The organism is Kitasatospora sp. NPDC001095, from assembly GCF_053598615.1.
On sequence record NZ_JBSFKQ010000001.1, the window covers coordinates 14,755 to 27,892 of the forward strand.

The 13,138-nt window shown below is 75.2% G+C and carries 10 protein-coding genes; 5 read left to right on the forward strand and 5 right to left on the reverse strand.

Annotated elements, in window-relative coordinates; translation table 11 throughout:
• The first annotated feature begins 301 nt into the window (after positions 1-301).
• Both ACWDBB_RS00070 and ACWDBB_RS00075 read left to right on the forward strand, forming a co-directional pair.
• A complete protein-coding gene (locus ACWDBB_RS00070; RefSeq protein ID WP_449787432.1) occupies positions 302-1,150 on the forward strand; it encodes an ABC transporter ATP-binding protein in 849 nt (282 codons plus the stop codon).
• Positions 1,147-3,756, forward strand: coding sequence for an ABC transporter permease (locus ACWDBB_RS00075; RefSeq protein WP_449787433.1), 2,610 nt, complete (start codon positions 1,147-1,149; stop codon positions 3,754-3,756). Before ACWDBB_RS00070 ends, ACWDBB_RS00075 begins: the two co-directional genes overlap by 4 nt.
• Positions 3,757-3,800: 44 nt before the next feature.
• Here the strand turns inward: ACWDBB_RS00075 and ACWDBB_RS00080 are convergent, their stop codons facing one another.
• The 3 genes from ACWDBB_RS00080 to ACWDBB_RS00090 all read right to left on the reverse strand — a co-directional run bounded on the left by ACWDBB_RS00080 (position 3,801) and on the right by ACWDBB_RS00090 (position 6,883).
• A complete protein-coding gene (locus tag ACWDBB_RS00080) occupies positions 3,801-4,223 on the reverse strand; it encodes a hypothetical protein (RefSeq protein ID WP_449787434.1) in 423 nt (140 codons plus the stop codon).
• A gap of 154 nt (positions 4,224-4,377) precedes the next feature.
• Entirely contained in the window at positions 4,378-5,157 is a 780-nt protein-coding gene (locus ACWDBB_RS00085) for a response regulator transcription factor (RefSeq protein WP_449787435.1), read from the reverse strand.
• Between the two features lie 181 nt (positions 5,158-5,338).
• Complete coding sequence (locus tag ACWDBB_RS00090; protein WP_449787436.1) at positions 5,339-6,883, reverse strand: FAD-dependent monooxygenase; 1,545 nt, start codon at positions 6,881-6,883, stop codon at positions 5,339-5,341.
• 58 nt (positions 6,884-6,941) lie between these two features.
• Here ACWDBB_RS00090 and ACWDBB_RS00095 point away from each other — a divergent pair, with 58 nt between their 5' ends.
• Complete coding sequence (locus ACWDBB_RS00095; protein ID WP_449787437.1) at positions 6,942-7,571, forward strand: TetR/AcrR family transcriptional regulator C-terminal domain-containing protein; 630 nt, start codon at positions 6,942-6,944, stop codon at positions 7,569-7,571.
• Between the two features lie 56 nt (positions 7,572-7,627).
• Here the strand turns inward: ACWDBB_RS00095 and ACWDBB_RS00100 are convergent, their stop codons facing one another.
• Both ACWDBB_RS00100 and ACWDBB_RS00105 read right to left on the reverse strand, forming a co-directional pair.
• Entirely contained in the window at positions 7,628-8,047 is a 420-nt protein-coding gene (locus tag ACWDBB_RS00100; protein ID WP_449787438.1) for a cyclic-phosphate processing receiver domain-containing protein, read from the reverse strand.
• A 54-nt stretch (positions 8,048-8,101) separates the two neighbouring features.
• On the reverse strand, positions 8,102-11,551 hold the full coding sequence (locus ACWDBB_RS00105; protein ID WP_449787439.1) for a S8 family serine peptidase: 3,450 nt from the start codon (positions 11,549-11,551) through the stop codon (positions 8,102-8,104).
• Between the two features lie 223 nt (positions 11,552-11,774).
• On the opposite strand from ACWDBB_RS00105, the gene ACWDBB_RS00110 reads away from it, so the two are divergent.
• Positions 11,775-12,308 (forward strand): SigE family RNA polymerase sigma factor, encoded by a 534-nt coding sequence (locus ACWDBB_RS00110; protein ID WP_449787440.1) that lies wholly within the window; start codon positions 11,775-11,777, stop codon positions 12,306-12,308.
• The gene (locus ACWDBB_RS00115; RefSeq protein WP_449787441.1) at positions 12,305-13,114 is read left to right on the forward strand and encodes a hypothetical protein; all 810 of its coding nucleotides are present in this window, start codon (positions 12,305-12,307) and stop codon (positions 13,112-13,114) included. Before ACWDBB_RS00110 ends, ACWDBB_RS00115 begins: the two co-directional genes overlap by 4 nt.
• Positions 13,115-13,138 lie beyond the last annotated feature (24 nt).

Consider the following 13,138-nt stretch of genomic DNA (forward strand, 5'->3'; position numbering starts at 1 on the left):
GTGGCGTTGGCCGGCGGGGGGACGACGTGCCAGCACGAGCCGCACACGTACCCGCCCAACGGCCCCTCGGTGGCCGGTTTCCTGCACTTGCCGCAGCGCGGAGACTTCATGGCTACCTCTCGGCGGGCTGGACGCTTCGGAGGAACAGCCTAGGGATGTGTTCCGGATGCACCCGGGTGGGGTTAACCCCACCCCTCGTCCGCCAGCAGCCTCCATGGCTCGCGACACCCGCCGTTCCTAGCCTGGGTCACGTCGACGACCAGCGACGATCCGCCGACGATCCGCGAGGGAAGGCACCACCATGGCACGCCGCCACGACCGCTCCGAGTACCGGTCCGAGTACCGGCCGTCCGGGCCGACCGGGCCGACCGGGCCGACCGGGCCTTTCGATCCTTCCGGCCGGGCCCGAGTCGCGATCGAGTTACGGGCGGTGCGGCGCAGCTACGGGCGCGGCGGTGAGACGGTGCACGCGCTGCGCGGCATCGACCTGGCGCTGGCGCACGGCACCTTCACCGCCGTGATGGGCCCGTCCGGCTCCGGCAAGAGCACCCTCCTGCAGTGCGCCGCCGGCCTGGACGAGCCGACGTCGGGCGAGGTGTTCCTCGGCGGCGAGGAGATCACCGGCCTGAGCGAGAACCGGCTGACCGAACTGCGGCGCAGCCGGGTCGGGTTCGTGTTCCAGGCGTTCAACCTGCTGCCCTCGCTGACCGTGCTGCAGAACGTGCTGCTGCCACTGCGCCTGGCCGGTGAGCGTCAGGACCGTGACAGGGCGCGGGAGTTGCTCGACCAGGTCGGTCTGGGTGGGCACGCTTCGCGCCGGCCGGGCCAGTTGTCCGGCGGTCAGCAGCAGCGGGTGGCGATCGCGCGTGCGCTGATCACCCGCCCCGACGTGGTGTTCGCGGACGAGCCGACGGGTGCCCTGGACACCCGCACCGCACACGAGGTACTGGGACTGCTGCGGCACGCGGTGGACACGATGGGTGCGACGGTGGTCATGGTGACGCACGATCCGGTGGCGGCCTCGTTCGCCGACTGCGTGGTCTTCCTGGCCGACGGCATCCTCGCGGGCGAGTTGCCCCACCCGGATCCGCAGTCCGTCGCCGACCGGATGGTCACGCTCACCACCGGCCGGGTGGAGACGGCGGCGTGAGCAACGGCCTCGCGCGCGCGTCGGTGCGCTTTCGGCCCGCCTCCTTCGCGGGCACGTTCATCGCCCTGCTCTTCGCCGCGGCGGTCATCATGGCCTGCGGCACCATGCTGCAGACCGGCATCACCGCCACCGTGCCCCCGGTCCGCTATGCGAACGCGCCGGTCGTCGTCGCGGCCGATCCGGACGTCGAGATCGTCCGCAAGACCGGCAAGAAGGAGAAGACCGTCGACCGGCCCGTCTCCGACCGGGCCCGCCTGGATGCCGCCCTGGCCCGGCGCATCGCCGCGCAGCCGGGCGTGGCGGCGGCCCGCGCGGACTCCGCCTTCCCGATCCAGCCGGGCCCTGCGACGCCGGGCCTGACGGGGCGCGGGTACGCGGCGCTCGGCATCGCCGGCGGCGCGGACACCCTGGTCGAGGGCGTCGCCCCCGGCGACGGCGAGGTCGTCCTCGACGCCGCCAGCGCACGCGCCGCCCACCTCGCCCCGGGCGCGAGCCTGAGCCTGGTCGCGCCGGGCGGCAGCGGCACCTACCGGATCTCCGGCCTGGCCGCGCCGCAGAGCGCCGGCCCCACCGCCTGGTTCGCCGACGACACGGCGAGCCGGCTCTCCGGCCACCCCGGCCGCGTCGACGCCGTCGCCGTCCAGCCACGCGAAGGCGTCAGTGCCGGGGACCTCGCCCGGCAACTGCGCGGCGCGCTGCGCGACACCGCCGACCGGAAGGCCGCCGGAGCATCCCAGCCCGCCGCCTCCCCCACCGGGATCAGGGTGGTCACCGGCGACGCCCGCGGATCCGTCGAACAGCCGGCGCTCGGGAACGGCCGGACACTGCTCATCGCGATCGGCGGTTCCTTCGGCGGCACCGCGACCATGACGGCCGTCTTCGTGGTGGTGTCCACCATCGCCCTGGCCATCGGCCAACGAGCGCGCGAGTTCGCCCTGCTGCGCGCCGTCGGCGCGACACCCCGTCAGATCCGCCGCTCCGTCGCCACGGAGGCGGTACTGGTGGCCCCGCTCGCCGGCGTGCTCGGCCTCGTCCCGGGCGTGGCACTGGCCCGCTGGTGGTTCGACGGCCTCGCCTCGCGCGGCGCCGTCCCCCCGGGCGTCGAACTGGACGTCGGCCCGCTCCCCGCGCTCGTCGCCGTCGCCACCTGCCTGCTCGCCGCACTGGCCGCCGGCTACCTCGCCGCCCGGCGGCCCTCCAACCTGCGGCCCGGCCAGGCGCTCGGCGAGGCGTCGGTGCCGGTGGCGCGAACGGGCGTGGTGCGGACCCTCCTCGGGGTGGTGGCCATCGCGGGCGGCGTGGTGCTGACCGCGGTCGCCGCCAACCTGAGCGGCGAGAACGCCGCCAACACCGCGCTCGGCGTGGTCATGTGCTTCCTGCTGGCCATCGCCCTGCTCGGCCCGTGGGTGGCCCGGATCGCCGCCGGAGTACTCGGCCTGCCGCTGCGGGCCGGCGCGGGCGGCGCCGGCGGATCACTGGCCGCCGACAACGCCCGCGCCAACGCCCGCCGACTGACCTCCGCCCTCACCCCCATCGCGATGGTGACCGCCTTCTGCGGCACCATGCTGTTCATCCAGAGCAGCGTCCAACACGCCACCGGCGAGCAGGTGCGCGACGGGATCACGGCCGACCACGTGCTCGGCTCCACCGGCCCCGGCCTGCCCGCCACCACCGCCGAACAGGCCGCCCGGGTGCCCGGCGTCGACGCCGCGATCGGGCTGCTGCGCACCGGCGCCGTCTACCGCTCCGACGGCAAGCTCCGCTCCGCCAACGCCCTCGGCGTCTCCGGCGACCCGGCGAAGCTGCCCCGGGTCCTCGACCTGGGAGTGCGAACCGGTTCGCTCGCCGACCTCGCCCGGGGCACCGACACCGTCGCCCTCGACACCGCCCTCGCCGACAAGCTCGGCCTCAAGGCCGGCGACCGCGCCTCCTTCTGGCTCGGCGACGGCACCCAGGCTCAGCTGACGGTCGTCGCCACGTACGAACGCGGGCTCGGCTTCGGCCAGTTGATCCTGCCCCAGGCGGCCGTCGCCACCCACGCCGCCGTCGCCTACGACAGCCAGGTCCTGGTCGCGGACACCCCCGGCACCGACCGCGCCGACATCGCCGCCCGGCTGGCGAACCTCTCCGCCGACGCCTCCGGCACCACCACCGCCACTCCCGGCGCACTCACCGTGGCCGACCGCGCCGGATACCTCGCCCAGACCGACCGCAGGCGCGCAGCCGGCGACTGGGCGAACTCCGTGATGGCGGGCGTCCTCGGCGGCTTCGCGGCGATCACCGCCGCCAACACCCTGGTGATGACCGTCCTCGACCGCCGCCGCGAAGTGGCCCTGCTGCGCCTCACCGGCGCCACCCGCCGCCAGGTGCGCGGCATGATGCGCTGGGAGGCCCTGCTCGTGGCCGCGGCCGGACTGCTGCTGGGCGGCGCGATCGCCTGGATCACCCTCGTCCCGATCGCCCGCGGCCTCGCCGGCACCGCACCGTACGTCCCGCCGGGCACCGCCCTGACCCTGGCCGCCGCGGCCGTCGCACTCTGCCTCGCCGCGACCGCCCTGCCGACCCGGGCCCTGCTGCGCACCCGTCCGCTCGCGGCGGACGGCTGAACCACGTCCGGGTCGGGCCTCGCCGGTGCCCGGGTCACGTGTCCTCAGTCATCGGTGTGCCGAACGAACATGTTCCGCCAGCGCTGACTGAGGACATGGCGTTTGCCCGCCGCCAACGGCGCAAGTGCCTTGCGAGCGGCGCGGATGTCCTGGTCCCGCCCACTCCAGCTGCGAGTCGACGACGCGTCGCTACGGCGATAGACAGCGGAAACGGTGTTCCACTGCCGAAAGCCCAGAACCTTTGCGAGTGCCACCCGGTTCTCCGCCCACGCCTGCGCAGTCGGACGCGCCTGGTGACCAGCCGCACCGACGCTTCCTGTTTCCAGGCGAGCCAGGTCGTCGTCGACGAGGCGGGCACCTACGATGCCATCGGCCAGTTCCTGACGGATCGTCGCGAGCCATCCCCACAGAGTGGAGATCAGACCGCCGACCACGACGCCGATCAGACCGAACCACGCAGCATCCACGCGGCGATGGTACGTCAATTGGTCCTGGTTCTGGCGCATTTGGACCGCCGACCGGGCCGCCGGTAGCGGGCCCGGGGGAGAACTCCTCCAAGCCGGCGGCGCCCGAGCCGGCTACGCGTCGAGCGGGATGGTGGCGACGGTGTCCCAGTCCGCGTCAGCGGGAGCAGCCGATTCCCCAGGCGGCGGCCCGGGCGGCGGCGGCCGCACGGTTGGGGAGGTCGAGCTTGGCGAGGATGTGCTCGATGTGGGTCCCCACGGTGCGGGGCGTGACGTACAGCCGTTCGGCGATCTCCCGGTTGGTGCGGCCGGCCGTCAGTTCGGCCAGGACCTGCAGCTCGCGCGGCGAGAGCCCACCGGGCCGGGACGAGGCGCCCTGGCCGGGAACGGCTGCCCCGGCGGCCTCCTCGGACCGCGGGCCCGCGTGGGGGGCGACGGCCGCGGCGAGCGCCTCACTGAGCAGGGTGACCACGGCCCGCGCGGGATCGGGCGCTGACCGCGGCCGTCGGGTGCTCACGTTCAGCACCCCGACGTACCGGCCGTCGACGGCGAAGAGGCACTGGGCCACCCCGTCCGCTATGCCGAGCGGGCGCAGCACCTCCCGGAAGCCCGGGGAGGCGGCCAGGAGCCGTCCGGGGACGTCCCCGAGCCAGAGGCCGCCCCTGGCCGGGCTGCGGAGCACGGGGAACACCGGGTCGTGGTGGAGCCGCGTCTCGATGTACGCGGTGGCGTCGTCCGGGTAGCTCCCGGCCAGGGTGGTGTGGCAGCCGCGCAGCGGATCCCACCGGGCCAGCGAGGCGTGGTCGTACTCCATCACCCCCGACAGCGCCGCCAGGACCGCGTCGAGGCCGGTCGTGCCGGCCGCCGCACCCCTGGCGGCCTCGCGGACGCCGACGGCCGCGTCCAGGATCTCCGCCACGCTCCGCTCCGCTGCCATCGTCCCAGGATGATCATGTGCCCGGAATGCGTCAAACGCGCGCCCGGGCCGCGACTCGCCGCGCCGGCCCCGCGGGGCGTGCCGGAGGCACCGCAGCAGGTGATGCGGCAGCTCCGGCCGTGTCGATCAGCCGGAGGACCGGGCGCCGGACGTGCCGCGGCGGGCGTCCTCCCTTCCGCTCCTAGCGGCGGGCGAGCGTCGCCGCGACGGCGGTGCGGGCGGGTTCGCGGGGGTCGGGGTCGGTGGAGAGCCAGGCGAGGTGGCCGTCGGGGCGGACGAGGGCGGCGGTGACCCCGGACCAGGCGGCGCGGTGGCCTGCGGGACGGCTGCCGGCCGGAGGGGCGGTGTGGACGTCGAGGCCCGGCGTCACGTCGTGGGCCAGCGGCGCGAGCGGCGACGGGGCGTCGGGGGCGGTGGTCAGGTCGAGCAGGACGTAGCGGCCGCGGCGCAGCAGGGGCAGCAGTGTTGTGCCGCCGTGAACGGGGAGGTCGGGGGTGCGGGTCCCGGTGAGCGGGTGGGTGTCGGACGGTTCGGCGGGCGGGTAGTGGACGGCGAGTCCGGAAGCGCGCAGGGCCAGGGCGTCGGAGAACTCCGGTACGTCGCCGATGAGTTCGCTCAGCAGGTCTCGCATGGCGAGGTTCTCCGGGGTGTAGCCGGTCATCAGGCCGGTCTGCGCGCTGGTGCTGCGCAGCAGGTCGGCGCCGACCGGGTGGCGCTCGGTGTGGTAACTGTCGAGCAGGCCGTCGGGGGCGGTGCCGGCGAGGGTCTGGGCGAGCTTCCAGCCGAGGTTGCCGGCGTCCTGGAGTCCGACGTTGAGGCCGGGTCCGCCGGCGGGGAAGTGGGTGTGCGCGGCGTCGCCGGCGAGCAGGACCCGACCGTGGCGGTAGCGCTCGGCCTGGCGGGTGGCGTTGCCGAAGACGGAGATCCAGTGCGGGTCGCGCATGCCGAGGTCGGTGCCGGCGATCCGGCGCACCCGGGTGCGGACTTCCTCGATGGTGGGGGTCTCGGGCGGCTCCTGGACGCTGTGCGCGTCGTTGCCGACCACCCGGTGGAGGCCGTCGGGCAGGGGGAAGACCATGACGGTGCCGTGCTCGTTGAAGGCGGTGTGCGCGGCGGGCGGCGCGTCGAGCGTGACGTCGGCCATCCAGGCCCACCGGGTGGCGGACGTGCCGGGGAAGCCGATGCCCGCGGCGGTGCGGACGGTGCTGCGGCTGCCGTCGCAGCCGACCAGGTAGGCCGCGCGCAGTTGCCGGTGCCCGGTGGGGGTGTCGACCTGGACGGTCACCCCGTCGTCGTGCCGGGTCAGACCGGTCACCCGGTGCTCGCGCAGCAGGCGGACGCCGACGGCCTCGGCGTGGGCGGCGATGAGTTCCTCGGTGCGGACCTGCGGCAGGACGAGGGTGAACGGATAGGGCGTGTCCAGCCGGGAGAAGTCCATCCGGGTGGTGAGCGCGGCGAAGTGCCCGTTGGGCACCCGCAGTCCTTCGGCCAGGAAGGGCGCCACCAGCCCCCGGGCGGCGAACAGTTCGAGGGTGCGCGGGTGGACGGTGAGGGCGCGGGAGTGCGGGTCGGGCTCGGCCCGGGTCTCCAGCACGGTCACGTCGACGCCGTGGAGCCGCAGCTCGCAGGCGAGCCAGAGCCCGACCGGTCCGCCTCCGGCGATGACGACCCCGGTGGCGTGTTCGGCAGTGGCGGGTGCGGTGGTGGTGTGTGTTCCTTCGGGCATGACGAGACTCCCCTTCTTGGTCGCTGACCAATAGCGATGCCTCCAGTAGACTAGGTCAGTGACCAAGAAGCAAACCCCGGCCGCCCCGCGAACCCGGCTCGACCCCACCGCCGTGGTGCGGGCGGCACTCGAACTGCTCGACGAGAAGGGCGCCGACGCCGTCTCCCTGCGCGGCACGGCCGAACGCCTCGGCGTACGGATGAACACGGTGCTGTGGCACGCCAAGACCAAGGCCCGACTGCTGGAGCTGATGGCCGACGCGATCGTCGCCGGGATCCCGCTCACCGACCTGCCCGCGGCCCCGGACGAGCGGGCGCGCGAACTGGCCCGCCGCTACCGCCGCAGCCTGCTCGCCCACCGCGACGGCGCGGCCGTCGTCGCCGGCACCTACGCCGCCGAGCCCGCGACCCTCGCGTTCGCCGAGCACCTCGTGGCGGCCCTGCTCGACGCCGGACTCGACGAACGCCGGGCCGCCTGGACGTTCTGGAGCATCCAGTACCTGACACTGGGCCTGACCCAGGAGGAGCAGGCACTCGCCACCTCCGGCGAGGAACACACCCTCGGCCCCGCACTCGCCGCCGGCGGCTACCCCGCGCTCGACCGGGTGGTGCCGCACCTGGAGGACACGGCGTTCGACGAACGCTTCGAGTTCGGCCTCGACCAGCTGCTGCTTCCCCGACCCATGTGATCGCACGTCAGGCAGGTTTGACGCCCGGACAAGCCGCCGAGCCGGTAGCGGACTGGCTACGCCACTGCCCGCCGGACGCGGTAGTTCCAGCGCGTGAGTGACCGGACGACGGTTTCGGCGCCGATGGGGTTGGCGCTGTGGACGAAGACGGTTCCGATCCGGAAGGGCCGCCCGTTGAAGGCGGCTTCTTCCATGAGGGTCACCACGGGCATGATGCTGTCGTCGCCGCCGAGATCGTGGTCGAGCCAGAGTTCGTCGACGAAGACGTCGCGATGTTCTTCCAGGAGCCGGACGCCCTCACGGCTGGTGCGGGCGATCCGCGTGACTCCGGGGAGCGGCCGGAGGTCGTCTATGCCGAGGATGACGGGCGTCGGTACGACTGGATCCTCTTTCATCTGATCATCATCGCAGTAGAGCGGCCGCCAGAGTTGCGGGAATACCGCACCTGGCTCCCGCCTCCCCACGAAGGCGGCCACGCCCCCCGCCACGCCGGTGGCCCGCGGGATCGCCCGCGGGCCACCGGCGGGCCGTCAGGGTGCCAGGCGGTAGGCGCGCAGCACGGTCTGCTCGACGGTGGAGCCGTCGGCGGCGCGTGCGGTGGCCTTGAGCGAGACGAAGCCGCCGGCGCCCTGCGGCGGGTCGACGGTGACGCGGTAGCCGCCGTCGGCCGGGGCGACGGGGGCGTCCTGCCAGGTGGCGCCGTCGTCGAAGGAGACCCGCACACTCAGGCTCGCGGTGGCCGAGGCCGGGGCGCCCTTCTGCCGTTCGACGGCGGCGAGCAGGGTGTGCTGCCGGCGCGGCGTCTGGTTGTCCGGGTCGACGGGGGCGGTGAAGCGGACGGTGTCGACCGGCAGCGCCGTGCTGCCGGTCCGGCCGTCGGGCCCGGGGGCGACGGCCGCCGAGCGGAAGGTCCAGACGGCCTCGACGGTGCCGGACAGCATCGCCCAGGGTTCGGCCCGTACGGCCTTGGCGGTCAGCCGGTAGGAAGCGTCGCCGGCCGGCACGGCGAAGCGGGCCTGTTCCTGGTCGCTGCCGCCGACGCGCTGCCCGTCGCGTTCCAGTTCGAGGCGGACGGTGTCGTCGAGCATGCGCGGCCACGGGGAGCCGAAGTGGCCGGCGGAGGCGTCGCTGAACAGCTGCGGGGCCACGGTGAGGTAGCCGTCGCTGGTGCGGGCCATGGTGGCGCCGCCCTTGTCCGGGGCCAGGCCCGGGCCGATGACGGCGGCGTTCCAGCGTTCCGCGCAGGTCGCGCCGGCGGCGCAGCGCACCGTGCCGCTCTGGCTGGTGGCACTGGGGACCATCTCGCCGCCGGGGCCGGCGGTCTGGCCGAAGGTCGTCTCGCGGAACTGGTCCTTCACGGTGAAGTACTCGGTGCGGGTGGCCGGCAGCGCGAAGTTGGGCTGGCCGATGCTGAAGAGGCCGAGGCCGCCGGCGGACGCGAAGCTGCTGAAGTCGCCCGCGGTGCCCGGGCCCTGGGCGAAGTAGCGGGTGTTGAGGGTGGCGAGTTCACCGGCCTTGACGGTCAGGGCCGGGTCGGGCAGTCCGCCGGTGGTGTGCACCAGCAGGTCGTAGCGGTCCGGCAGTCGGCCGTTCTGCGCGGCCGGGCCCTCCTGGATGCTCTGCGTGACGAAGTCGAGCCGGCCGGTGGTGGGCCGGGCGGTGGGGACGACGTACAGGTTGCCGGGCCGGGCCAGGACGGCGAAGGAGTCCGCGCAGTCGCCCTCGGGGGCGCTCCCGGTTGCGCGGTGGCAGTAGCCCGCGGCGAGCGACCAGCCGGTGGTGGCGCGGCCGGGGACGGTGACGGTCAGCTGCCGGCCCTCGCGGGCGTCGACGGCGAGCCGGGTGTCTCCGCGCAGCTCCAGCTCGGGCTGCAGGAACAGCGTCGAGGTGCGGCTCGCGGTGCCCGAGGCGGGGGTGACCAGCTCTCCGCCGAGGTTGTAGCGGCCCTCGGGCACCCGCGCGGTGGCCGTGCCGCCGGTGAACCGCAGCTGGAAGGTCTCTCGGGTGTCCAGGTTGACGAGGTTGACCGTCGACGAGGTGTTCCAGGTGCCCGGCCCGATCGGCGCCCCGTTGCGGTCGACGGCCGTGACGGTGACGTCGTGCCGCACGGCCTCGCGGGTGAGCGCGTAGGCGGTGGTGACGGCGGCCCCGCCGGGCCCGGTCGCCCGCACCCGCCCGGTCAGCGACGCCCCCGAGGGGACGCGGGCCGGATCGACGGTCACGGTGGCCGACGCCGTCGCGCCCGCGGGCACCGTCAGGCGGGAGGGGGAGACGGTGAACGCGCCGGCCGCCGCGGTGGTCTCGACGGCCAGGTCCAGGGTGACCGGCGTCCCGCCGTCGTTGCGGTACTCGACCGTACGGGTCAGCGGCGCGCCGCCGGGCGGGCCCTCCAGGTGGATCCCGGTGCCCTCGGCGGTGGCGGACACCTCCTGGGCGGTGGCCCGGGCGAGGTCGACGCGCCCGGCGCCCTGCTCGTACGCGCCCTGGCCGGCGGCCGGCGCCGCGGAGGAGGTGAGCGCGGCCTTGAGCTGCGCGCCCTTCCACTGCGGGTGCTGCTGGGCGAGCAGGGCCGCGGCCCCGGCCACGTGCGGGGCCGCCATGGAGGTGCCGGAGATGGCCGTGTACCGGTCGCCGACCGGTTCCTGACCGTTCGTCCCGGCGGCCCGGGCGGCGACGATGCCGACGCCGGGCGCGGTGAGGTCCGGCTTGACGGCCTGGTCGCCGACGCGCGGGCCCCGGCTGGAGGACCGGGCGAGCGCGCCGTCCCGGTCGACGGAGCCCACCGTCAGCGCGGCGTCGGCCGACCCGGGGGTGCCGACGGTGCCGGGGCGGCCGCTGTTGCCGGCGGCGGCGACGAACAGGGTGCCGTAGCGGGCGGAGAGCGTGTTGACGGCCTGGGCCATCGGGTCGGTGCCGTCGGTCGGGGGGCCGGTGAGGCTCAGGTTGACGATCGGCGCCCGGGCCGCGGCCCACTCCATGCCCTGGAGCACCCAGGACTCCTGGCCGTTGCCCTCGTCGTCCAGCACCCTGCCGACCAGCAGCTCGGCGTCGGGGGCGACGCCCTTGAACCGGCCGTCGGAGGCGGCCCCGGTGCCGGCGACGATCGAGGCGACATGGGTGCCGTGCCCGTCCGGGTCGGCGTTCACCGGCGCGTTGGCGGGTCCGGTGAAGTCGGAGGTCTCGCCGAGCGAGCCGGCCACGTCGGGGTGGCCGCGGTCGATGCCGCTGTCGAGCACCGCGACCTTGACGCCCTTGCCGGTCCAGCCGGAGTTCCAGGCCTGCGGGGCGCCGATCTGGGCGGTCGAGTGGTCGAGCGCCGCGGTGACCTTGCCGTCCAGCCAGACCTTGTCCACGCCGCCCGCGCCGGCCGCGGCGAGTCCGGCGTCCGGCCGCGCGACCAGCTGCCACAGCTCGCCCGCCCGCGCCTTCGGGGCGCGCAGGGCCGCGCCGTGCACGCTCTCCAGCGCGCGCACGGCGGTGGCGCCGGCGGGCGGCGCGGCCGCGGCCAGGCCCGGGGCGCCGGTGTGCTCCGAGCCCAGGATCAGCGGCAGTTCGGCGGTGTGCGCGTCGTCGTAGCCCTGGGCGATCAGCCCGGCGACGTCGAACAGCCGGGGGTCCAGCCGTCCGGAGTCCAGCGGCCCGACCGCGTCCGAGGGGACGAGGTTCAGCGAACCGGGCGCACCGGAGCGCCGGACGAAGGTCACGTCCTCACGCCCCGGCCCTGGCCGCACGCCGGCCAGCGCCACGGCGCCGTCGGCACCGACCCGGGCCGTGACCGTGTCGCCGGTGACCAGGGTGACCTGGACCGGACGGCCCGGCGTCGGCCCGTCCGCCGCCGCGTCGGGCGCCGGGCCGGGATCGGCCCAGGCGGCGGGTGCGGCCAACGAGGCGACCAGCGCCGCGCCCAGCACGGCGGCCGGCCACCGCCGGGCCGCCCGGGGCCCTCGCCCGGGCGTGTCGTTCCTGTGGGTTCCTCGCACAGGTGTCCTCTCGATCTGGCGGCGCCACGGATCCCGGGGCCGCGCACAGGTTCTGGCAAGGAATCGACGGAACCCGGGGCAGCGGAGGATGTCATCCGAGGATCAGAAACCCGGAGAACTTCCGGTCCCCCTGACGACAGGCGAACTTTTCCCGCCACCCGTGACATCCCGGCACCGGGTGTGCTCCGTCGGAGTGGACAGAGACGAACGGAGGACACGCCCTGTGCGTACCGCAGACCTGGAGGAGTTCCGCGGCTTCGCCGAGGACCGGTTGCCGCACCTGCGGCGGACCGCGTACCTGATGTGCGGCGACTGGCACCACGCCGAGGACATCACGCAGACCGCACTGACCAAGCTGTACGCGGCCTGGGGAAGACGGCACCGCATCGCCAACCTGGAGGCCTACGCCCACCGCGTACTGACCCGGACCTGCATCGACCACACCCGGCGCCGCTGGCGCCGCGAGGACCCGACAGCCGCACTCCCCGACCGGCCCGGTCCGGGCACCGACCCGTCGCTCGGCCTGCAGGTCCGCGCCGCGCTCGCCGCCCTGCCGCCGCGTCAACGGGCCGTGGTGGTCCTGCGCTTCTGGGCCGACCTGGACATCGCGGACACCGCCAAGGCCCTCGGCTGCACCGCCGGAACCGTCAAGAGCCACACCGCCCGCGCACTCACCAAACTGCGCACCCTGCTCGGCGACACCGACCCGTTCGACGAACTCGCCGCCAACCCCACCCCCTTGAAGGAGCTGCTGTGACCCACGACGCCCTCGACCCGCAGGACGAGCTGCGCACCCTCCTCGCCGCCGGGCTCGGCGCCGAACCCCCGCTGCGCCCCGACGCGGTCGACGCGGCGGTCGCGGGCGGACGCCGCCGCCGCGGCACCCGCCTGGTCGTCCGCGCCGGCGCCGCGACGGCCGCCACCGCCGCCCTGGCCGCCCTGGTGGCCACCGTGCCCACCACCGGCACCCCCGCCCCGGGCGCCCCGGCGGCGGCCGCCGACCCCCTGACCGGCCCGCTCACCCTCGCCGGCTCGGAAGGCGCGAGCGCCGTACCGCTGCGCCCCGACTCCTTCGGCTCCGGCAGCGGCCGCGCCACCGACTGGACCAGCGAGCACCTGGCGACCACCCTGGCCGGCCTGCTCCCGGCCGGCTCCACGACCGTGGGCGCCGGCGACATCCCGGGCCGCACCTTCCGGGTCGCCTGGCAGGCCCCGGCCGGCCCGGTGAACTTCGTCGGCGGCGCCGAACACACCGCCGAGGCGCCCAAGGTCCCGTTCTGCGCCACCATCGCCCTGCCCGTCGTCACCCCCCGCCCCGGCGTGCCCAGCCCGCAGGAGGTCGCCCCGCGCACCAGCTGCCACCTGGTCGACCTCCCCTCCGGTGCGCACGGCGAGGCCGTGACCCTGACCCACCCGCAGAGCGGCCGCACCTCCCAGTACGTCCGCCTCCAGCGCACCGACGGCCGCACGGTGACCCTCCAGCAGTGGACCGACCAGCCGGACGCCGGCCTGGCCGAGGCCGCCCTCCTGGCGATCGCCGACAACCCCGCCTGGCAGTTCTGACCGACCCACCCCCGCCCGGCCGCC